This is a genomic window from Brevibacillus centrosporus, from assembly GCF_003710815.1.
Classification (GTDB): Bacteria; Bacillota; Bacilli; order Brevibacillales; family Brevibacillaceae; genus Brevibacillus; species Brevibacillus centrosporus.
Genome location: NZ_RHHP01000010.1, coordinates 44,740 through 65,395 on the forward strand (window position 1 = coordinate 44,740; position 20,656 = coordinate 65,395).

Genomic DNA, 20,656 nt, shown 5'->3' on the forward strand with positions numbered 1-20,656 from the left:
GGAGAATTGACATGCAGCTATTTGGTTGCGTATAATCAAGACATGGACAAGGTATTCAAAGCGTTAGCGGATGCGACAAGAAGGCAGCTTCTGGACTTGCTCTATCAGAATAACGGGCAAACACTCAGTGAGCTGTGCGATCATCTCGATATGACGCGGCAATCGGTCACGAAGCATCTCGTCATTTTGGAGGAGGCACATCTTGTCGTAGTGGAATGGCAAGGCAGGCACAAACGGCATTACTTGAATGCCGCTCCCATCGCAGAAATCTACGACCGTTGGATTGGGAAATACGAGCGGCAGCGAATCGATGCTTTGGTGGAACTGAAAAGAAAGCTTGAGGAGGACACGCATGGATAATTCGACCTTCGTTTATGTGACCTACATCGCGACGACACCGGAGAAACTCTGGGAAGCACTGACGAATAGTGACTTTACGGAGAAGTATTTCTTTGGAAGCAAAATTCAGTCTGACTGGAAGGTCGGTTCTGAAATCACCTATTCCCGAGATGGAAAAGTCTCTGATTATGGAAAGATCCTTACGTGTGAGCCGCATCGGGTGTTGTCGTTTACCTGGACGTATACAGCAGACACAGCTGTTCGGGAAGAGCCGACTGTAGTGACCTTTGAGCTGAAGCAGATGGACTCTGCGGTCAAGCTGACATTGAAGCATGAGAAGCTCGTATCCGTAGACATCGTAGACCGAGATGACACATTTGAGGGATTGAACAACGGATGGCCAGCCATTCTCAGCAACCTGAAAAGCTTGCTGGAAACAGGCAAAACCTTGGCGCCGATTAGCCTGTGAGCCATGAAATCTGCCGAATAACCGCCCTAGAAGCGGTTATTTTTTATGCCTGCGAAAGGGGGGGCAACCCCCTGATTTGAGGGAGTCTGTCTGCCTGAAAACAGGTAATTTCTCCGCTTTACAAATAAGAATAAAATGAAAATATCGATAGGGAGACAGGGATGTTCTGTAGGGCGCTTTCAAATTTCCGTTGTGAGGGGGAAGGCTGGATGACAACGCAACACAACACAAAATCTAATCCGCTTCCTGCGTTTGATGCTGTCATTGTCGGAGCGGGGTTTTCCGGGCTGTACATGCTGCATAGGCTGCGCGAAGCTGGTTTGTCCGCTTGTTTCTATGAGTCAGGAGAAGGCGTAGGCGGGGTCTGGTATTGGAATCGCTACCCGGGTGCGAGATGCGACTCCGAGAGCATCTACTACAACTATACGTTTTCCGAAGAGCTGTATCAGGAATGGACCTGGTCTTCCCGCTATCCGGGACAACCGGAAATTTTGCGTTACTTGAACTTCGTTGCGGATAAATTCGACCTGCGCAGAGATATTCAATTCCGTACAAGAGTCACTGCCGCGCACTACGATGACGATGAGCGCAAGTGGAGAATCCAAACGAATGATGGGGTAACCGTCATGGCTACTTATTTTATTTCGGCTGTGGGCTGCTTATCCGCAACGAACGTTCCCAAAATGAAAGGACTCGAAACCTTTGAGGGACAATGGTTCCACACCGGAAATTGGCCGCATGAGAAAGTAGATTTCCATGGTAAGCGTGTAGGGGTGATCGGTACTGGCTCAAGCGGAATCCAGTCCATACCTGTGATTGCGGAAGAAGCCTTGCACCTGACCGTTATTCAAAGAACAGCGCAATATAGCTCGCCTGCACAGAATCATGAATTGGAAGAAGCGTACGTGCAAAATGCCAAAAACCGCTTTCATGAGATGAAACAGTCGATGCGAGAATCTACGGCGGGTTTCCCTTACAGACGCAGCCGAGTTTCGGCACTGGAAGTATCGGAGGAGGAGCGGCAGCAAGTATATGAATCCGCTTGGGCCCAAGGGGAACGCAGGCTTTCCCAACATGTTCATGATCACCGGACCGGAAAGCCCGTCTGTACTGAGCAATATGCCTGTATCCATCGAACAGCACGTGGAGTGGATCGCGGATTGCATTCAATATATTCGTGAACAAGGCTATGAGAGTATAGAGGCCGTGAAGGATGCAGAAGAAGCATGGAGCAAGCACTGCTGGGAGGTTGCCAGCGCGACACTGTTTACCAAGGCCGAATCCTGGTATACGGGCGCGAATATTAAAGATAAGCCGGTTGGGTTTCCCATCTACCTCGGAGGTGTGGGAAACTACCGCCAGATATGTACAGGTATCGCGGAGAGGGGGTACGAAGGCTTTACTTTTAACGCGTTCCAGAAAGCGGGCAAGTGAACTCGCTCTAATACGCTTCGTCCAAAACAGGAAAAAACAGCTCGATCCTTTGGGATGCGAGCTGTTTTTTTGTACAGTAAGAATTGATAAGATTCTTATCTAGTATAAGTGCAACATAGCGAGACTTCGAACGAAGTGAGATAGCAAGACTTGTGCCCTTTGGGTACTAAGGCGGAGACCTGTACCCTTTGGGTGCAAAAGGCTTGGCGCAGCCAAGTTTTCTAATCTCTATTTAATTCCCAAGCTCCGTTTCTTGCGTACGAGCGTAGAGATGTTTACGCCTAAACGGTCTGCACATTCCTGCATGGTCTTAGTCTCTTGCAAAATGCGGTGAATGTATTCTCGTTCAAAATGATCGACAGCCTCCTTCAATGACAGAGAAGGATCCATGGTGGACAGCTCGGCTGGGATCGCAGCATGCTGCACCTTGCGTATGGAGGTAGGGAGCTGCTCCAGTGATATTTTTCCTTGCTCGCTCAGGTGGTAGGAGCGTTCTACGACGTTTTTCAGCTCGCGAATATTTCCTGGCCAGTCGTATTCCAGCAGAGCTTCCAGCGCATCTGACTCCACGCGCATGTCTTGCTGGTATTTCTTCTCCAGCAGCTTCAAAAAGTAAAAAATTAGGGCAGGTATATCCTCACGCCGCTCGCGTAATGGGGGTATGGTAATAGAAAGGACGTTCAGCCTGTAAAAAAGATCCTGGCGAAACCGCTTTTGCTCGACCATGGTTTCCAGATCGCTGTTGGTGGCCGCGATGATTCGCATATTGACCTCGCGGGACGTTTTTCCCCCCAAACGCCGGATTTTCCCATCCTGCAGGACGTTAAGCAGCTTTACCTGCAGTGGATAGGGCAGATCACCTATTTCATCGAGAAAGATGGTGCCGCTGTGCGCCAATTCAAAAAGACCTTCTTTTGCATGACTGGCACCGGTAAACGCCCCTTTTTCATACCCGAACAACTCAGATTCCAGCAGATGATCCGGGATCGCTCCACAGTTTATCTTGATGAATTCTCCCGTTCTTCCGCTTTTCGTATGAATGTAGTTTGCCAGCACATCCTTTCCCACACCTGATTCCCCAAGCAGGAGGATGGGAGAATCGTTCGTGGCAAAACGATCCGCAAGTGCCACGATTCGCAGCATGAGATTGCTGCGGTAGATGAGCTGTCCGTCGTAGTCGATGTCGTTGCGGATTTGTTCCAAAGCTTGCTGAAAGGCAGTGTTGATCTGACGTGTCTCTTCAAGCTCCTGCTGCAGCTGGTTAAGCTCCGTAATGTCGCGAACGTTTCCGACAACGTACAGCAGCTCCTGATTTTCATCCAGCAGCGGAGTGGCTGTATTGATCGCTTTTCGGCCGTTTGCGTAATCGATGACAACGCTGTGCATTTGCTTCGTCTTCATCGCCCGCACAGCTGAGGAATCCGGCACCATATGTAAATCCTTTTGCTCGAAATAGCTGTATTGATTCAACACCTCTGCCGGTATACCCGTGATTTGCAAATACGCTTCATTATAGAGAAGGACATAGCCATTCCTGTCGCAGATTGCAAGGCCATCATGCGAGCTTTGCAGAACGGTTGTCATCAGTTTGACGAGCTCCTCGGTATCGCTTGAATGAAAAAACTTTGTACGAAACATGGTCGCCCCCTTGGACCCAGTCTGTCTTTCGTGGGAATAGTCAGAATTGAGCATTCATGAGCAAAGATGCATATGCAAAAATGATCATCTATGCGTCGTTAGTGGCCGAAAATGCCGTTTTTTCGATTGGCACGTTATTTGCTCTACAGTAGCGTAACGAAGCGAATCAGAAAGAGAGGGATGTTGGAATGTCTACATTATATCAGGTATTGACTCCAGAAGGGGAGCTCGCCACAAACCTCGATGGCCAACTGGATCAAGCTACGATGGTGAAAATGTTTGAAAATATGCTGCTCGTTCGAAGGTTTGACCGTAAATCAATTATCTTGCAGCGTCAAGGTCGGATGGGTACTTATGCACCTTTTGAAGGACAGGAAGCTTCACAGGTAGGCAGTGCCATGGCGCTGAGCCCTGGAGACTGGCTGTTCCCAACGTATCGCGATCATGCGGCGAGCATCGTGCATGGTCAGTCGATGGCCCGTGTTTTCCTTTATTGGATGGGACATATGGACGGCAGTATCAGCCCTAGCCATTTGAACATCATGCCGCAATGTGTGCCGATCGCAACGCAAATGATCCATGCCGTGGGTACAGCGTGGGCGAGCAAGCTGAAAGGGGAAAAGAAGGTCAGCTTGGCCTATTTTGGAGACGGAGCGACATCTGAAGGGGATTTCCATGAGGCACTCAACTTCGCTGGGGTATTTAAAACGCCGACGATCTTCTTGTGCCAAAACAATGGCTATGCCATCAGCGTTCCTTTCTCGCAGCAGTCTGCGTCGAAAACGATTGCCCAACGCGCAGCTGCTTATGACATTCCTGGCGTTCGCGTGGATGGAAACGACGTGTTTGCAGTCTTTATGACGATTAGGCAGGCGATCGATCGTGCCAAAGCCGGGGAAGGGCCGACATTGATCGAGGCCGTGACATACCGCTATGGAGCGCATACGACTGCAGACGATCCGAAAAAATACCGCGACCAGGAAAACGTATCGGAAGAATGGAGACGTGAACGCGATCCCATCCAGCGGCTGCGCGTCTATTTGGAAAAGCAAGGACTGTGGACAGAAGCGTGGGAAAATGAGCGCCTTGCAAGCTTTGGGGAGAAGATCGATGCTGCACTGGCTGAAGCGGAGAGCTACCCGAAATCGCGTCCAGAGGATATGTTCAAGCACGTCTATGCGGAGCCTACCTGGATGGCGGCTGAACAAGAAAAAGAACTCGCACAGCCTGTAAAAAAGGAAGGGATCCCAGCATGAAGCGAAAACTGACAATGATACAGGCGATAACAGAAGCGATGGACCAAAAGATGGCAGAAGATTCTCGCACCATGCTGCTCGGTGAGGACATTGGAGTGAACGGTGGGGTATTTCGGGCGACTGAAAACCTGCTTCAAAAATATGGTCCGAATCGAGTCGTGGATACACCGCTAGCTGAATCGGGCATTATCGGTGCGGCAATCGGGCTTGCCATGAATGGAATGATTCCCGTAGTCGAAATCCAGTTCCTCGCCTTTATCTATCCAGGCTTCGAGCAGATCGTCTCTCATGCGGCACGGATGCGCTACAGGACGCGCGGTCATTACAACGTACCTTTGGTGGTTCGTACACCGTACGGAGCCGGCATTCGCGGGCCTGAGCTGCATGCAGAGAGCGTGGAATCGTTTTTCGCACACGTACCCGGCTTGAAGGTCGTAGTCCCGAGCAATCCGTACGACGCGAAAGGCCTGCTCATTGCGGCAATGGAAGACCCGGATCCCGTTATTTTTCTGGAACCGACAAAGCTTTACCGCGCCTTTAAGGAAGAAGTACCAGAGGAAATGTACCGGGAGCCAATCGGCAAGGCAAAGGTGGTCCGTGAAGGAAATGACCTGTCTATTTTCGCCTGGGGAGCGATGCTTCGCGTAGCCGATGACGCAGCGAAACAGATCGAGAGAGAGCAGGGAATCAGCTGCGAAGTGGTAGATCTGCGCACGATTTACCCTCTGGATCGGGATACGATCGTCTCCTCCGTGAAAAAGACGGGGCGTGCGATGGTCGTCCATGAAGCGCATAAGACTATGGGTGTGGGTGCCGAAATCATATCAGTCATAAACGATGAAGCACTGATTTACCTGAAAGCCCCTGTGAAGCGGGTAACCGGTTTTGATGTACCCGTTCCGCAATTTAGCATCGAGGATGATTACATGCCAACGCCAAGTCGTGTCATGAACGGAATTTTGGAAACGGTTACGTACTAGAAAGAAGGAGCGAGGGCAATGGTAGAGTTTAAGCTACCCGATGTGGGGGAAGGCATGCATGAAGGTGAAATCCTGAAGATTCTGGTCCGTCCTGGCGATACCGTGTCACAGGATCAGCCTGTAATCGAAGTACAGACGGATAAAGTAAACGCAGAGCTGTCTGCACCCGTTAGCGGAGTCATCCAAGAAATTAAAGTAGCGGAGGGAGAAACCGTAGAGGTAGGCTCGACTCTTTTAGTGATCCGAACGGGAGAAGCGGCAGTGAGTGCTCCAGCTGACCCTGCTCAAGAAACCGAAAAACCAATCCAAAAGGCGGCAGAGAAGCGCCCCGCACTCCCGCAAACGAGTCAAACGACTCAGAATCGACGTTCATTGGCAACGCCGTATGTGCGTCAGTTGGCTCGCGAAATGAAAATAGACATCGAGCGAGTCATCGGCACAGGACCGATCGGACGAGTAACGGAAGAAGATCTGCGCCAATTCCAACAGGGAAGCAGCAAGCCAAGCACGCCAGATATTTCGCTGGTCCCAGCCAAAACAGAACCAAAGTCGGCCAGTGTGCGAAAGGCGGAAGAGCAGGTAGCGGCCACTGCCTTCGCTGCGCCTGAGACCTCATCACAGATGCGGGTAGAACGCTTGCCACTGAAAGGGATTCGCAAAAAAATCGCAGAGCATATGGTGAAATCCGTGACGACCATCCCGCACGTCACCTCCGTCGATGAAATCGAAATGGATCAGCTGCGCGAATTGCGCGAGCGTTTGCAGCTTCATGCAAACAAGCGCCAAATCAAGCTGACGTTCCTGCCGTTTTTCGTGAAAGCGCTAGTGATCGCCTTAAAAGAGTTCCCGACGTTTAATGCCTCCATAGACGATGCGTCGAATGAAGTTCTTTTGAAGCATTTTTACAATATTGGAATTGCTACCGATACACCAGACGGGCTGATCGTACCGGTGATCAAGGATGCTGATCGTAAATCCATCCTCCAGATCGCACGCGAAATCAGCGAGCTTGCTCGGCTGGCACGAGACGGCAAGCTTTCGCTGGATCAGATTACGGGCGGTACTTTTACGATCAGCAACGTAGGTCCGATCGGCGGCCTGCAAGCGACTCCGATCATCAATCACCCGGAAGTCGCGATCATGGCTTTACACAAAATGGAGAAGCGCTGGGTTGTTCGCGAAGATGAGGGCGTGATTCGCTGGATGATGAACCTGTCTCTGTCCTTTGATCATCGCCTAATCGATGGAGTTACGGCAGTCCGGTTTACGAACCGCATCAAAGAGCTGCTGGAGGATCCGAATTTGTTGTTCGTGGAGATGGTATAGATGGTAGTCGGAGAGGTTGCAGTCGAGACAGATGTTGTCGTAATCGGTGGAGGACCTGGCGGATATGCTGCTGCCATTCGCCTCGGTCAGCTGGGAAAATCAGTGGTCCTGATTGAAAAGGATCAGCTCGGTGGAGTGTGCCTGAATCGAGGGTGTATTCCTTCCAAGGCGCTCATTCACAGCGCAGGGGAATATCACAAGCTGGCGAGTTTGGAGAAGCTGGGAATTCAGCTGCCAAAAGGGGACGTCATTTTTCAGATGTCCACCTGGCAGACGTGGAAAGAATCGGTCGTAAATCAGTTGAAAAATGGTGTGGACCATCTTTGCCAAGCAAATGGCGTCACTGTAGTAAAAGGCTCAGCGACGTTTTTGTCCAATGACCGGATCGGAGTCGAGACCGGCGGTGATTTCGAGACATACAAGTTTCGCCAAGCGATTATCGCGACAGGCTCCAGACCTTTCACGCCGCCATTCGTGAAACCGGATGGGGTACATATATTGGACTCCACGGATGCTTTGAATCTGCAGGAAGTCCCTCAGTCACTGGGGATTATAGGCGGCGGGTATATCGGGATGGAGCTCGGGATGGCTTTTGCCAAGCTGGGCGCAAAAGTCACCATTGTGGAAGCGGCAGACAAGGTCTTGCCGCAGACGGTTGCCAGTCTCAGCCAAGAGGTATTAAAGCAAGCAAAAAAGCTGGGGATCACGATCCGCACTGGGACGAAGGTAGAGGCTGTATCTGTAGAGCAAGCTCAAGTTACCCTTAATATTTTGACCCATCAGAACACACGGGAGCAGGTATCAGTGGAAAAAGTCCTCGTTACGATTGGGCGTGTGCCGAATACAGGGGAGATCGGGCTGTCACAAGCAGGCGTACAGACAGACGAGCGAGGGTACATCCATGTGGATAGCACGGGGCGTACGAACGTGGCGCATATTTATGCGATCGGGGATGTGACGCCAGGTCCAGCTTTGGCCCATCGAGCGTCGAAGCAAGGTGTGGTAGCGGCAGAGGTCATTGCCGGGCTGCCAAGCAGCTTTGACACCCCGTATGTCCCTTATGTAATTTTTACGGAGCCGCAAATCGCGGGAGTGGGATTGACAAAGGAAGAGGCGGAGAAGCAAGGCTATCGCGTCAAAACGGCAGCCTTTCCCTACCGTGCCAACGGGCGTGCTTTGGCGACGGATGAAAAAGAAGGATTTGCAGAAGTCATTGTGGATGAACAGAGCCATCTGCTGCTAGGGCTGCACCTGGTAGGCGCGGATGCTTCCAATCTGATTGGAGAAGGTGTGCTCGCCTTAGAGCTTGCTGCACGAGTAGAGGATTTGGCCCTCACGATTCATCCCCACCCGACACTGAGTGAGGTATGGTTGGAAGCGGCAGAAGCGGTACTCGGTCACGCCATTCATATTGTGAATAAAGCGAAAGTCTTGCAGTAGGCAAGCCATAGAGTGAATAAGAGGAGTTGTACGTATGACCAACGTGCAGCTCTTTTTTATTTTTGGACTAGGTTTTTTAACCCTTTCGTGCCAAGGCACCGCACAAGGCTTGGGGCAGCCAAGCTTTCGAATGGCGATCAAGCAAGTTTTTTTGGGGGAGCGCGAATAGATCGGCTATAATAGTCTAAACACGCATACAGGGACGCGCGCGAAGGGGGGATGAAAATGGCGGAGCAGACAGAAAAGGAACGGAAAATGCTTTTACAGGAAGTTGAGGGGCTTCTGTCTTTTATCTCCTTGCCTATTTTGGTAGTTGAGAAGAGTGGACAAGTCATACACGTCAACCCAACAGCTGAGCACATCTGGCGCCGTTCACAGGTCGTTCTGCTGAATCAGAGGCTGACGGATCTCGTAGAATCGACGAAGCTTCTGGATTTTGTACGGAGAGGCAAGCCCCTTCGAGATTATCCGGTAAAAATCAAGGACGCTGCCGGCAAGCACTTTCCTTATCTTTGCCGCTTGCACCCGTTATTCGTCAATCGTCAGGTCGAAGGGGCCATCCTTCAGTTCACGGAGCAAGTCATCGAGACCGAATTCGAAAAAAACCGAAAATATGCCACGCGCTATTCATTCGAGGATATTCGGGGAAACAGTCCAGCTATGATCGCCTTACTGGAGCAGGCGCGAAAAATAGCAAAAAGCGATTCGACCGTATTAATCCGGGGTGAGAGCGGCACGGGAAAAGAAGTGCTGGCACAGTCGATTCATCATGCGAGCAACCGAAGCAACGGGCCGTTTGTCGCCATCAACTGTGCGGCAATACCGGAATCCCTATTGGAAAGTGAACTGTTTGGCTATGAGGATGGCGCTTTTACCGGAGCCAAAAAAGGAGGAAAGCCAGGGAGGTTTGAACTGGCTTTGAACGGGACCTTGTTTCTGGATGAAATCGGAGATATGCCACCCTTTCTCCAAGCGAAGCTGCTGCGCGTTTTGCAAGAGCGGCGGATTGAGCGCATTGGAGGGTCAGAGAGTATTCCGGTAGACACGAGACTGATCGCTGCTACTCATAAGGATCTAGAGTCGATGATTGTCAGCGGACAATTTCGTGAGGACCTGTTCTATCGCCTGCATGTCATCCCGCTCTATGTCCCGGCTTTGCGGAATCGTAAAGAAGATTTGTACGATTTGATTCAGTTTTACATGAAATGGTTCGGAGATCGGCTAGGCAAGGAGCCCAAGCGCTTTACCACAGCGGCAATGAAATGCTTGCTGGAATATCAATGGCCAGGGAATATCCGTGAGCTGGAAAACACACTGGAGTACATTGTGAATCTGGAGATCGGGGATTTGGTTACGATCAGCAGCTTGCCTGCGTCCATTCGAGGTGATCGGGTATTGGAAGAAGAGCAAACCATGGCTGCAACCGCTGCTCCAGCCCCGCCCTTTGCGGCTTCTTCCTTGGAAAAGACGGAAGAGCAGCTGATTATTCAAGCGATCCAACGATTTGGCAAAACAACAGAAGGAAAACGAAAAGCAGCCGAGCATCTCGGAATCAGTGTTGCGACGTTGTACAGACGTTTAAATAAGCTAAAGCGAAAGCACTTGGTGTAGCACATAGGGGGGAGGGTGGACATGAGTCAAATATTAACGGAAAAGGACGTCGATTCTCTGGCCTGTGGTGCCTTGTTTCTCGGTTCCGGCGGCGGAGGGGATCCCTCTATTATCCAAATTATGGCCAAGCAGGAGATACGGGATCGGGGACCCGTTCGACTTCTCTCGCCCTTTGAGCTTCAGGACGAGGATTGGGGGGTTACCCTGTCGATGATGGGCTCCCAAACGGTCGGGTATGAGAAGTTCCTGTCCGGTCAAGAATTTACGACGGCTTTGCGCATTCTGGAAAACGAGAAGCAGATTACAGCCAAGGTGATTGTGCCTTTTGAAATCGGGGGAATCAATGCGATTACGCCCATTTTGGCTGCTTCCTTAACGAACCTTCCACTCGTTGATTGTGATGGGATGGGAAGAGCCTTTCCAGAATTGCAGATGACGACGTTTCATGCTTTTGGCGTACAGGCGAGCCCCTTTATCCTTTGCGCCGACAACGGTCAGTGCGTACGGATTCTCCATGAATCCACCCTGGAAGTGGAGAAAATGGCTCGTAATGCTTTGCCTGCCATGGGCGGAGCGGTAGCAGCAGCTTCCTTTCCGATGCAAGCCAAAGCGCTGCAAGAAGTGGTCATTCCACACACATTCTTATTGTGCAAAAGGCTGGGAGAAGGTATTATGGCCGCCGGAGCGGATGTGCACCGTGTATTTCTCCATCTGTCGCGTGTTTTGCAAAACTCCATTTACGGTAAGCCCTTCAAGCTCATCGAAGGAAAAATTGTGGACGTCCAGCGCTATTTGAAGGACGGGATGCTGCGCGGGGAGACCATCGTGGAAGGCACGGGCTATCATCACAGCGAGCAAATTGAGGTTCAGTTTTTCAATGAATACTTGCTAGCAAAGCAGGGCGAGCGAGTCATCACGACCGTGCCCGATATTCTTTGTATCCTGGATGCAGACTCGGGACTTCCCGTGATGATTGATGAGCTGGAGCTGCAAATGAAGGTATGGGTGGTAGCGATCCCTTGTCCCATACTCGTTCGCCATCCGAAAATGCTGGATGTGGTTGGCCCTTGGAATTTTGGCCTGATGGACCATTATGTACCGGTCGAACAACTAATCTCAGATGAGGGGAATGGCATACATCGTGCTGCGGCTTGGGATTGATATCAATAGCAAAACAACGACGGGCATTGTCATGAACCGTGATGGAGCGATCCTGCATGTGGCTAAGTCACCTACCCAGAAAGACTTGTTAGCCGGGCTTTCCGAAGTCATAAAAGAAATTACGGCTCCTGACAAGAGCTGCACGAGCATAGGTGAAGTGATTATTGGAACCGATTACTTTGCCAATCTAGTAGAAAAAGGGGAGCGCCTCTCCAAAGTCTGCTCCATCCGCATAGGGCAAGCGAAAAACACCATCCCGCCACTGTACGGAGCATCCGATTTGATTCAAAAAGCGATCGAAGTCATTCCTTTTCAGTTATACGGGGGACATGAGATGGACGGCCGTTCCTCCCTGCAACCGGCAAGGCACGATCTGGAAACCTTTCTGGAAACGATTCGTGAGGAAGGCATCAATTCATTTGCGATCACAGGCGCCTTTTCACTTGTGAACCCTGCGCATGAAAATATCGTCGAGCAATGGATTCGCGAGATCGTGGGGGATGATTGTACCGTTACCAAATCGCATATGCTCGGCAGTATCGGTTTTTTGGAGCGGGAAAACTCCAGTATTTTCAATGCTGCTTTATCGAAGACGATTCTGCGTTCCGTCGAAGGGCTCCAAGACCTGATGCATCAAAACGGGCTCCACGCGAAGATCTACTTTACTCAGAACGATGGTTCTCTCTTAGGCTATGAGTCTGCCTTGCAATATCCGATTCGTACCTGTGGTTCACGCATTTCCAACAGCTTTCGTGGAGCTTCGCTGCTCACAGGTTTAAACGATTGTGTAATTGTCGATATTTGCCAATCGAAAGCGAGCATCGGGGCATTGGAACGCGGATTTCCAAAAGAAAAACGCCGTAACATGAAAATGGCCGGTGTTCCCGTCAGTCTGCAAATGTCAGACGTTACGAATCTCACCATAAGCGAGGATCGTACTGCAGACGACAACAATCTGGATGCGATCTACCACGCGATTCAAAGGTTTCAGCCTCGCTTCGAACCTCTCCCTATCGTTTTTGTGGGGGATGGGAGCGATCGCATTTTCCCTTCGTTCAAGTATCCATGGTCAGATGTACTTCATCCAGCCGAGTTTGAAAATGTTAGTGCGATTGGTGCCTGTATCGCACAGGTGAGCGGAGCAGTCGATCGTATTTATTGGGTAGATGAAGAAGATCGGGATAAAACGATTCAGATCGCGAAAGAGGAAGCCATTCAAGCTGCCATCGCAGAAGGAGCGTCCCCCAAGACGGTATTCGTACAAAGAGTAGAAATCAACCCCATTGCCTATATGCCGACGAAAGCAATACGTATCAAAGTAAAAGCCATAGGGACTTTGGATTTTCAGCATCTGCGGTAATCCAAAGGAATCATTTCAACCTTGAGAATACGACTCCTGAGGTGAGTGTCAGTGGAGGATCAGTGGAGAATATCCGAGTATGACCCTAGATGGAAAAGTCTGTTTCGTGAAGTTGCTTCTAGATTAAGAGAGTCGTTGGGAGATTCGGCTGTTCGAATCGACCATGTCGGCTCAACTTCTGTAGCTGGTCTGGCAGCAAAGCCTATTATCGATATCCAAATATCTGTAAGAAACTATGATGATATCTCAACCTATCAGACGAAGATTGAAAACGTGGGGTTCGTGTTACGAGAAGAAAATCGGGACAGGACGAAGAGGTATTTTCGGGAGATACCGGGAAATCGCAGGACGCATGTTCATGTAAGAGAGGCCGGTAGTTATTCCGAACAAGTTACCTTGCTTTTCAGGGATTTTTTACGTGTTCACCCTGATGATTGTTTGCGCTACGCCCAAGAAAAGCATCGATTAATGAAGCTATACAGAGCGGAACGTCCGAAATATGTGGAAGGAAAAGGTCCGATCGTTTGGGATATTCTGCAGAAAGCCCATATTTGGTCACAAGAAATAGGATGGCGACCAAGTACATCTGATGAGTAGAAAAAAGTATCAAGCATGAAGCCGATTTGCATTGGGCATTGCTCCTTGCAAATCCGGCTTCTTTTTTATGACGGAGAGTTCTCAGGTTGAGAAAAAATAAAATATTGCGAAAAATAGAGAAAAAATGAGAAAAGAATATAAAAATAGTCCATAACAATCATTAACTGTAAATTTTGATTGGTTTTTGAGCTGAGAATTTTCTCAAATGCAACCCAAAATGCAAGAAATATCTAGCTTTTCAGGTTGGCATGCCATTTGCAACAAAGAATATTCAAACTGTTCGGAGGTGAACATTCAGTCTTTTCTGTTCCATCCAGAAAAACAAAGAAGGTAAAGGAGGGGCGATATCATGGCAGGTCATTCAAACATGGCAGACGACTTCTCGCTGAGCAGGGTGCCGAAAGAGGCACGCGTGCCGATGTGGGAAATTCTCGTCATTCGAATTGGGGCGTTTACTTCTCTCAGTCAGTTCATTCTCGGTGCATTTCTCGGTTATGGCATGTCCTTTTGGGACGCTGCATTAGCTAGCTTTCTCGGTGCCATTATCCTGGAAGTAGTCATCCTCCTCATCGGAATTGCTGGTGCGCGCGAGGGGCTTTCGACCAGTATGCTGAGCAGATGGACGGGGTTTGGCAAATACGGGTCCAGTATTATCGGATTCGTCATCGCGGTTTCTACCATCGGCTGGTTCGGTGTGCAGAACTCCGTATTTGCAAACGGGATCAATGACGCCGTCGGTGGGGCATTAGGATTTCCACTCGCTGCCACTTTGACAGGATTGTTTGTCACCGTGATCGTTATTTTTGGTTTCAAGTGGCTGGGAGTAACGGCCAAGATCGCGGTCCCCGGATTTTTATTGACCATTGCATACGGTATCTACAACGTGTTTGAAAGCCACTCGCTGCCTGAGCTCATGTCTTCTGCAGCGCCTGGTCCAGCTCTTTCCTTGGGCGCGGCGGCGACGATGGTCGCAGGAAGCTTCATGGTTGGGGCAGTACTAACCCCAGACATGACCCGCTATTGCCGAAGCAGCAAAGACGTGCTTTGGTCGACTTTGATCTCCGTCGTCATCGGAGAAATTATCATCAATCTGATCGCGGTCCTAATGGCACACGCTGTCAAAACGAGTGACGTAGTGACAATTGCTTTGCAGACGTCTGGCTGGATCGGAGCTGCAACCGTCATTTTTGCTACTGTAAAAATCAACGATATTAATCTGTACTCGGCTTCGCTAGGTTTCACCAACATCATCCATGCCCTGTTCGGTAAGAACGTGAATCGCGGACTTATCACGCTAATTGTCGGAATTGCAGGAACCATTTTATCTGTTCTCGGTATCTTGGATCAATTCGTTAATTTCCTCATTTTTCTCGGGGTGTGGATCCCACCTATCGCCGGAATCATGGTAGTTGATTATTTCATCTTAAAACGAAGCAGAAAAGTATTGGATGAGAGTCGAGAGCGCGGGGAGCTGCCAGCGGTGAGTGAAACGTGGAATCCAGTTTCACTCGTCGCTTGGGCTCTAGGCTTTGGAGTCGGCTACATGGTTCAATGGGGGATTCCTTCGATCAACTCCTTGCTGGTCGCCGGTATTGTCTACTACGCCGGTATGAAGGTATTCGGGGCATCTCTGGATCAAAAATGGAATGTGAAAATGGAAAAAGCAGGGTAAATCTGAAATCAAAGGAGAGGTACATGTGAGACAGATAGGTAAACAAGAAATAGAAGACATCGCAATTGGTGCGGCCGTACTCGGAACCGGAGGCGGAGGAGATCCGTACATCGGCAAATTGATGGCTCTGCAGGCAGTAGAAGAATACGGACCTATTACCTTGCTGTCGGTAGATGAAGTTCCAGATGACGCTCTCGTCGTCGCATCGGGTGGTATGGGTGCTCCTACCGTCCTGATTGAGAAAATTCCGAGCGGCCATGAAGTCGCGCAAACCTTTCAATCCCTGGAGAAATACATGGGGAAAGAAGTTTTTGCCACGTATCCAATCGAGGCTGGCGGAATCAACTCCATGCTGCCATTGGCTCTTGCGGCACAGCTTGGTCTCCCTGTCGTGGATGTAGACGGAATGGGTCGTGCATTCCCTGAGCTGCAAATGACGACTTTTTACCTCGATGGCATTTCGGCTACGCCAATGGTGCTAGCGGATGAAAAAGGCAATGTCACCATCATGGATACGATCGACAATTCCTGGACGGAACGCATTGCGCGCAGCGTTACGGTACAAAAAGGCGGATCCGCCACTTGCGCCATTTACCCGATGCTGGGTAAAAACCTGAAGGAAAGCGGTATTCACAGCATCTTGCAGCTGGAAGAAGAAATCGGCCGTGCTATCCGTTTGGCGAAGGAAACGAATGTAGACCCGGTCAACGAGGTACTGAAGCTAACGAGCGGCTTTGAGCTGTTCCGCGGTAAAGTGGTAGACGTAGATCGCAAAACAGAAGGCGGCTGGGCACGTGGAGTCGCCAAAATCGAAGGATTGCAGGCCTATAAAGGTGAAAATCTCGAAATCCGCTTCCAAAACGAACATCTCCTGGCCCGTACTAAGGATCGTTTGCTTTGCGTCACTCCTGACTTGATTGCCGTCCTGGATGCGGAAACCGGACTTCCCATCACCACGGAAGGATTGCGCTACGGTGCACGTTGTGTCGTCATCGGCATGCCTTGCCATCCAAAATGGCGGACAGAAAAAGGGATTGAAACGGTGGGACCACGTTACTTCCGTTATGATGCCGACTACATCCCGGTAGAGCAGCTGGTAGAGAAAGGAAGTGTTGCGAAATGAATTACCGCATCGGAATTGACGTAGGTGGTACGCATACGGACGCTGTTTTGTTGGACAGTGAATACAAAGTGCTGGCGAAAACAAAATCATCTACAACGCAGGATGTCAGCAGCGGGATCTATGCAGCCATGAGAGAAGTGATCGAGCAAGCAGGTGTTCCTCGCGAGCAGATTACGTACGCGATGCTCGGAACCACGCATTGCACCAACGCGATTGTAGAAAGAAAACGACTGAATGAAATCGCCTATATCCGCATTGGAGCGCCTGCATCCCTGGCGATCAAGCCGTTGGTTGGCGTACCGGATGACTTGAAAGCACTGCTGGGCAAGCGCGTCTACATCGTGCGTGGCGGTCACGAGTTCGATGGGCGCGAAATCGTGAAGCTGGATGAAGAGGAGCTGTATCGGATCGCCAATGAGATCAAAGGAAATGTAGATTCGGTAGCGGTGGCGGCTGTCTTTTCGCCTGTCGCCAAAGATCACGAGCTGAGAGCTGGGGAAATCCTGCGAGAAGTTCTAGGCGATGAAGTTCCCATTTCCCTGTCGTACGAGATCGGCAGCGTAGGTCTGCTGGAGCGCGAAAACGCAACGATCCTGAATGCGTCAATCGTGACGGTAGCAAAAACGACCGCCTATGGCTTCATAGACGCACTGAAAGCAGAAGGCGTCAACGCAAGAGTCTTCTTCGGACAAAACGACGGGACGCTGATGAGCATCGAGTACGCCATCAAGTACCCGATCCTCACGATTGGCTGCGGCCCTACGAACAGTATCCGCGGCGCATCCTATCTGTCTGGATTGGCAAATGCTCTCGTGGTAGACGTAGGCGGAACAACGACAGACATTGGTGTCCTCGTCAATTCCTTCCCGCGCGAGTCCTCACTGGCCGTGGAAATCGGTGGGGCACGCACGAACTTCCGCATGCCTGACCTGATCTCCATCGGATTGGGCGGGGGTACGATTGTGCGAATCAAAGACGACGGACAGTTTACGGTAGGGCCTGACAGCGTTGGCTATCAGCTTCCACAGAAAGGTCTTGCCTTTGGCGGGGATACGCTGACTACGACGGATGTTGTGATTGCGCTCGGAAAAGTGAATCTGGGTGATCCGCAAAAAGTGGCCCATCTGGATAAAGGGCTTCTCGAGCAGATCTACAGCCGGATCGTCGAGATGGCTGAGGAAGCGATTGACAAGATGAAGACCAGTGCAGAGCCCGTTCCGGTCATTCTGGTAGGTGGCGGAAGCATTCTGTTCCCTGATTCCTTAAAAGGCGCATCACAGCTCATCCGCCCTGAAAACTTCGGTGTGGCGAATGCCATTGGTGCCGCGATTGCGCAAATCAGCGGACAGATTGATCGGGTCTTTTCCTTGGATGAAACGGGCCGCGAGCAGACGCTGGAAACGGCGAAACGGATGGCGATCGATGAAGCCATCGCAGCTGGAGCTGAACCGGAAACCGTTGAAATCGTTGAATTTGAGGACATTCCCTTGTCCTATCTGGGCAATGCCACCCGTATTCGCGTAAAAGCGGCAGGGACGCTTGCAGCACCGGTAGAGGTATAAACATTCCACGAAGGTTCCATTTTGTTGACCACGGCAGCTCCAAAATAATAGAAAAGAGGAGATTCAGATGAAAATCAGAGTCTTATTGCCAACCATCATGGATATTTTCAACGAGGAGGTTCATCAGGAATTTGCGCATTACTTGGATGAATCGGTCGAAGTACAGGTTCGCCACCTCGATTACGGCCCAGCTTCTGTAGAAGGCGAGTACGATGAAGCACTGGCGATTCCGAACATGCTGGAAAAAGCCATAGAAGCGCAAAACGAAGGCTGCGATGGTGTGATCAGCTTGTGTTTCGCTGACCCCGGTGTCAAAGCGGCTCGTGAGGCAGTGGATATTCCTGTCGTAGGTGCCGGTGAATCCTCGATGCTGTTCGCAAGTATGCTGGCCAAATCTTACTCAGTCGTTACCGTTCTGCCAAACGTGATTGCCATGATCGAGAATGTGACGAAATCCGTTGGCGTTTACGGCAAGCTAGCGTCGATCCGTTACGTCGACATCCCTGTGCTCGACCTCGTGGACAAAGAGAAAATGGAGCAAGCGCTGTTCGAGGAAATGGTAAAAGCTATCGAAATCGATAAAGCTCATTCTTTAATCTTGGGCTGCACAGGTATGATGGGTGTGGCGGAGACACTGCAAAACAAGCTGAAGGAGCATGGCTACGATGTTCCGGTTATTGATCCATCGTTTGCTTCTGCCAAAGTACTGGAAAGCGTGATCGCGATGAAGGTCAAGCAGAGCCGCATCACCTATATGAAACCAACCGAAAAGCTTCGTACAGCAAGATAACGTGCACACAGCCTGGAAGGAAGAGCGAATCACCTTCCAGGTTGTTTTTTGACCAACAGGTAACGCAAAGGAGGAGTAACGAATGGAAATCATCGAGACCACGAAAGGCCCATCTCCAAATCAGGAGATCACGTCCGGCTATTGCTTTTTTAAGGGACAAATCATGCCCCTCGCAGAAGCAAATGTCAATATTTCCACACACGCGCTCAACTACGGCACCGGCTGCTTCGAAGGCATCCGCGCCTACTGGAATGCACAAGAAGGGCAGCTGTAGGTCCTAAAAGCTCTGGAGCATTACCAGCGTTTGCTCTTGTCCTGCCGGATTCTGAAAATCAACCTTCCGTACAATGCGGAAGAACTGGTCGAACGGACGCGTCTCATGCTTGCCAAAAACGATTACCGCGAGGACGTGTACATCCGCCCGTTTGCTTTCAAAGCCTCGCAAGTCATCAAGGTCACTCTCACAGGACTCCGCGATGAACTGGCGATCTTTTCTGTTCCGATGGGCAATTACGTGGATACGGCCGGGCTGGCTGCTACCGTCTCCAGCTGGCAGCGCATTTCCGACAACATGATTCCTTCCCGTGCCAAAGTGACAGGCGCTTACATAAACCCCGCCTTGGCGAATGATGCAGCGACAGCAGATGGCTATGATGAAGCCATCATGCTCTCCAGTGACGGACAGGTATCGGAAGCAAGCTCTGCCAATCTTTTTATCGTACGCAATGGTGTGCTGGTTACAACACCGATTACCTCTGACATTCTGGAAGGGATTACGAGACGTGCGATCATGCAGCTAGCCGATGATCTCGGGCTGTCCTACGAGGTTCGCCAGATAGACAGAACCGAGCTGTACATTTGCGATGAAATGCTCCTGGCAGGTACAGGGGCGCAAATCGCCGCCATTACTTCCGTAGACCGTCGTCCTGTAGGTACAGGAAAGATGGGATCGATTACGAAACAGCTGCAGGAAGCTTACGATTCGGCTGTGAGAGGTAAAGACGAGCGCTACATGGATTGGGTCACACCTGTTTATCAATGATTCATCAACGGAAAGAGGAGAATGTCGCCAAACTCTCGAATAGCAACGAGATTAGCTGAAAAGCAAAGGACTGGTTACCGATGATGAAAAATAGAGTGAAAGAAAAACTGAAGAACGGGGAGAAAACAGTTGGCGCTTTTGTAGGGATCTATAGCCCGGAAATGGTAGAAATGCTCGGGCATGCCGGCTTCGATTTTCTCGTCATCGACGACGAGCACGGGGCGTTTAGTCCGAGAGACCTGGAAAATATGATCCGTGCGGCAGAATGCGTCGATCTGGTTCCCATTGTTCGTGTTGCCTACGACCCTTCCTGCATTCAAAAGGCGTTGGACCGAGGGGCGAAAGGAATCCAGGTACCGATGGTGAACAACAGGGAAGACGCTGAAAAAGTGGTACAGAGGGTGAAGTTTCCTCCACTCGGGCAAAGGGGAGCGAATTATACGACACGTCCTGCTCGCTACGGAAAGGATCACGGGATCGGCTTTTTGGATGCCGCAGACGATCAAACCTTGGTCATCGTCCATATCGAGACACCGGAGGCAGTGGCAAACTTTGAGGAGATTGTCAGTGTGCCTGGTATCGATATGGCTTTCATTGGGCCGACTGATTTGTCGATTTCCATGGGCTACAAGGAAGAGGGAGCTCGGCATCCTGAGGTGCAAAACGTTATCGCACAGCTGCGAGAAAGAGCCCAGCAGCAAAATATTCCTCTAGGTAATATCGCAGCCAATCCAGCAAGTGTACGCCAAGAGCTTGAGAATGGAACTGCGTTTGTTGCCGTAGTCATTACGTCGGTCATGATGTCAGCCTTCCTTGAAGTGGTGGAAGCGGGGGTCAGGAAAGACTGAGCAATCAC

At 50.5% G+C, this 20,656-nt stretch carries 21 protein-coding genes; 20 read left to right on the forward strand and 1 reads right to left on the reverse strand.

All coding sequences use genetic code 11. The annotated features are described in order from the left end of the window. Nucleotides 1-6: 6 nt before the first annotated feature. The 4 genes from EDM55_RS10585 to EDM55_RS30905 all read left to right on the forward strand — a co-directional run bounded on the left by EDM55_RS10585 (nucleotide 7) and on the right by EDM55_RS30905 (nucleotide 2,242). A complete protein-coding gene (locus EDM55_RS10585; RefSeq protein WP_246070808.1) occupies nucleotides 7-360 on the forward strand; it encodes an ArsR/SmtB family transcription factor in 354 nt (117 codons plus the stop codon). Further along, nucleotides 353-808, forward strand: a complete 456-nt coding sequence (locus tag EDM55_RS10590) for an SRPBCC family protein (RefSeq protein WP_122960309.1) — start codon at nucleotides 353-355, stop codon at nucleotides 806-808. Before EDM55_RS10585 ends, EDM55_RS10590 begins: the two co-directional genes overlap by 8 nt. 209 nt (nucleotides 809-1,017) lie before the next feature. Then, the gene (locus tag EDM55_RS10595) at nucleotides 1,018-1,989 is read left to right on the forward strand and encodes a flavin-containing monooxygenase (protein ID WP_246070807.1); all 972 of its coding nucleotides are present in this window, start codon (nucleotides 1,018-1,020) and stop codon (nucleotides 1,987-1,989) included. A 25-nt stretch (nucleotides 1,990-2,014) separates the two neighbouring features. Then, nucleotides 2,015-2,242 (forward strand): hypothetical protein, encoded by a 228-nt coding sequence (locus tag EDM55_RS30905; RefSeq protein WP_246070806.1) that lies wholly within the window; start codon nucleotides 2,015-2,017, stop codon nucleotides 2,240-2,242. A gap of 228 nt (nucleotides 2,243-2,470) precedes the next feature. Here the strand turns inward: EDM55_RS30905 and EDM55_RS10600 are convergent, their stop codons facing one another. Continuing rightward, nucleotides 2,471-3,880 (reverse strand): sigma-54 interaction domain-containing protein, encoded by a 1,410-nt coding sequence (locus EDM55_RS10600; protein WP_122960310.1) that lies wholly within the window; start codon nucleotides 3,878-3,880, stop codon nucleotides 2,471-2,473. Between the two features lie 188 nt (nucleotides 3,881-4,068). Here EDM55_RS10600 and pdhA point away from each other — a divergent pair, with 188 nt between their 5' ends. The 16 genes from pdhA (at nucleotide 4,069) to EDM55_RS10670 (ending at nucleotide 20,648) form a co-directional block, all read left to right on the forward strand. After that, nucleotides 4,069-5,136: a pyruvate dehydrogenase (acetyl-transferring) E1 component subunit alpha gene (gene pdhA / locus EDM55_RS10605; protein ID WP_122960311.1), complete on the forward strand. Its 1,068-nt coding sequence runs from the start codon at nucleotides 4,069-4,071 to the stop codon at nucleotides 5,134-5,136. Beyond that, a complete protein-coding gene (locus tag EDM55_RS10610; RefSeq protein ID WP_122960312.1) occupies nucleotides 5,133-6,116 on the forward strand; it encodes an alpha-ketoacid dehydrogenase subunit beta in 984 nt (327 codons plus the stop codon). Before pdhA ends, EDM55_RS10610 begins: the two co-directional genes overlap by 4 nt. An 18-nt stretch (nucleotides 6,117-6,134) precedes the next feature. Next, the gene (locus tag EDM55_RS10615; RefSeq protein WP_122960313.1) at nucleotides 6,135-7,442 is read left to right on the forward strand and encodes a dihydrolipoamide acetyltransferase family protein; all 1,308 of its coding nucleotides are present in this window, start codon (nucleotides 6,135-6,137) and stop codon (nucleotides 7,440-7,442) included. Continuing rightward, nucleotides 7,443-8,882: a dihydrolipoyl dehydrogenase gene (gene lpdA, locus EDM55_RS10620; protein WP_122960314.1), complete on the forward strand. Its 1,440-nt coding sequence runs from the start codon at nucleotides 7,443-7,445 to the stop codon at nucleotides 8,880-8,882. It abuts the gene before it with no gap. Between the two features lie 34 nt (nucleotides 8,883-8,916). Beyond that, complete coding sequence (locus EDM55_RS30910; protein ID WP_259676079.1) at nucleotides 8,917-9,051, forward strand: hypothetical protein; 135 nt, start codon at nucleotides 8,917-8,919, stop codon at nucleotides 9,049-9,051. Nucleotides 9,052-9,107: 56 nt separating this feature from the next. Next, nucleotides 9,108-10,493, forward strand: a complete 1,386-nt coding sequence (locus tag EDM55_RS10625) for a sigma-54 interaction domain-containing protein (RefSeq protein WP_122960315.1) — start codon at nucleotides 9,108-9,110, stop codon at nucleotides 10,491-10,493. Nucleotides 10,494-10,514: 21 nt separating this feature from the next. Then, on the forward strand, nucleotides 10,515-11,654 hold the full coding sequence (locus EDM55_RS10630) for an S-methyl thiohydantoin desulfurase family protein (protein WP_092269917.1): 1,140 nt from the start codon (nucleotides 10,515-10,517) through the stop codon (nucleotides 11,652-11,654). Then, nucleotides 11,623-13,014: a hydantoinase/oxoprolinase N-terminal domain-containing protein gene (locus EDM55_RS10635; RefSeq protein ID WP_170184306.1), complete on the forward strand. Its 1,392-nt coding sequence runs from the start codon at nucleotides 11,623-11,625 to the stop codon at nucleotides 13,012-13,014. The genes EDM55_RS10630 and EDM55_RS10635 overlap by 32 nt, the downstream gene beginning before the upstream one ends. A gap of 51 nt (nucleotides 13,015-13,065) precedes the next feature. After that, complete coding sequence (locus EDM55_RS10640; protein ID WP_122960317.1) at nucleotides 13,066-13,611, forward strand: GrpB family protein; 546 nt, start codon at nucleotides 13,066-13,068, stop codon at nucleotides 13,609-13,611. 349 nt (nucleotides 13,612-13,960) lie between these two features. Further along, complete coding sequence (locus EDM55_RS10645; protein WP_122960318.1) at nucleotides 13,961-15,283, forward strand: purine-cytosine permease family protein; 1,323 nt, start codon at nucleotides 13,961-13,963, stop codon at nucleotides 15,281-15,283. A gap of 25 nt (nucleotides 15,284-15,308) precedes the next feature. Continuing rightward, nucleotides 15,309-16,406: an S-methyl thiohydantoin desulfurase family protein gene (locus EDM55_RS10650; RefSeq protein ID WP_122960319.1), complete on the forward strand. Its 1,098-nt coding sequence runs from the start codon at nucleotides 15,309-15,311 to the stop codon at nucleotides 16,404-16,406. Continuing rightward, a complete protein-coding gene (locus EDM55_RS10655) occupies nucleotides 16,403-17,968 on the forward strand; it encodes a hydantoinase/oxoprolinase N-terminal domain-containing protein (protein ID WP_122960320.1) in 1,566 nt (521 codons plus the stop codon). Before EDM55_RS10650 ends, EDM55_RS10655 begins: the two co-directional genes overlap by 4 nt. Before the next feature lie 67 nt (nucleotides 17,969-18,035). Continuing rightward, nucleotides 18,036-18,758, forward strand: coding sequence for an aspartate/glutamate racemase family protein (locus tag EDM55_RS10660; RefSeq protein WP_122960321.1), 723 nt, complete (start codon nucleotides 18,036-18,038; stop codon nucleotides 18,756-18,758). Nucleotides 18,759-18,840: 82 nt separating this feature from the next. Then, nucleotides 18,841-19,032, forward strand: a complete 192-nt coding sequence (locus tag EDM55_RS30915; RefSeq protein WP_246070805.1) for a hypothetical protein — start codon at nucleotides 18,841-18,843, stop codon at nucleotides 19,030-19,032. A gap of 12 nt (nucleotides 19,033-19,044) precedes the next feature. Then, nucleotides 19,045-19,800: a branched-chain amino acid transaminase gene (locus EDM55_RS10665; RefSeq protein WP_259676081.1), complete on the forward strand. Its 756-nt coding sequence runs from the start codon at nucleotides 19,045-19,047 to the stop codon at nucleotides 19,798-19,800. Between the two features lie 80 nt (nucleotides 19,801-19,880). Next, complete coding sequence (locus EDM55_RS10670) at nucleotides 19,881-20,648, forward strand: HpcH/HpaI aldolase family protein (RefSeq protein WP_246070803.1); 768 nt, start codon at nucleotides 19,881-19,883, stop codon at nucleotides 20,646-20,648. The last annotated feature ends 8 nt before the right edge of the window (nucleotides 20,649-20,656 follow it).

Coding starts and splice junctions, on each gene's coding strand:
- EDM55_RS10670 (WP_246070803.1), top strand. CDS start 19,881: ATGATGAAAAATAGAGTGAAAGAAAAACTGAAGAACGGGGAGAAAACA.
- EDM55_RS10610 (WP_122960312.1), top strand. CDS start 5,133: ATGAAGCGAAAACTGACAATGATACAGGCGATAACAGAAGCGATGGAC.
- EDM55_RS10625 (WP_122960315.1), top strand. CDS start 9,108: ATGGCGGAGCAGACAGAAAAGGAACGGAAAATGCTTTTACAGGAAGTT.
- pdhA (WP_122960311.1), top strand. CDS start 4,069: ATGTCTACATTATATCAGGTATTGACTCCAGAAGGGGAGCTCGCCACA.
- EDM55_RS10595 (WP_246070807.1), top strand. CDS start 1,018: ATGACAACGCAACACAACACAAAATCTAATCCGCTTCCTGCGTTTGAT.
- EDM55_RS10630 (WP_092269917.1), top strand. CDS start 10,515: ATGAGTCAAATATTAACGGAAAAGGACGTCGATTCTCTGGCCTGTGGT.
- EDM55_RS10635 (WP_170184306.1), top strand. CDS start 11,623: ATGGCATACATCGTGCTGCGGCTTGGGATTGATATCAATAGCAAAACA.
- EDM55_RS10655 (WP_122960320.1), top strand. CDS start 16,403: ATGAATTACCGCATCGGAATTGACGTAGGTGGTACGCATACGGACGCT.
- EDM55_RS10645 (WP_122960318.1), top strand. CDS start 13,961: ATGGCAGGTCATTCAAACATGGCAGACGACTTCTCGCTGAGCAGGGTG.
- EDM55_RS30915 (WP_246070805.1), top strand. CDS start 18,841: ATGGAAATCATCGAGACCACGAAAGGCCCATCTCCAAATCAGGAGATC.
- EDM55_RS30910 (WP_259676079.1), top strand. CDS start 8,917: ATGACCAACGTGCAGCTCTTTTTTATTTTTGGACTAGGTTTTTTAACC.
- EDM55_RS10615 (WP_122960313.1), top strand. CDS start 6,135: ATGGTAGAGTTTAAGCTACCCGATGTGGGGGAAGGCATGCATGAAGGT.
- EDM55_RS10600 (WP_122960310.1), bottom strand. CDS start 3,880: ATGTTTCGTACAAAGTTTTTTCATTCAAGCGATACCGAGGAGCTCGTC.
- lpdA (WP_122960314.1), top strand. CDS start 7,443: ATGGTAGTCGGAGAGGTTGCAGTCGAGACAGATGTTGTCGTAATCGGT.
- EDM55_RS10660 (WP_122960321.1), top strand. CDS start 18,036: ATGAAAATCAGAGTCTTATTGCCAACCATCATGGATATTTTCAACGAG.
- EDM55_RS10590 (WP_122960309.1), top strand. CDS start 353: ATGGATAATTCGACCTTCGTTTATGTGACCTACATCGCGACGACACCG.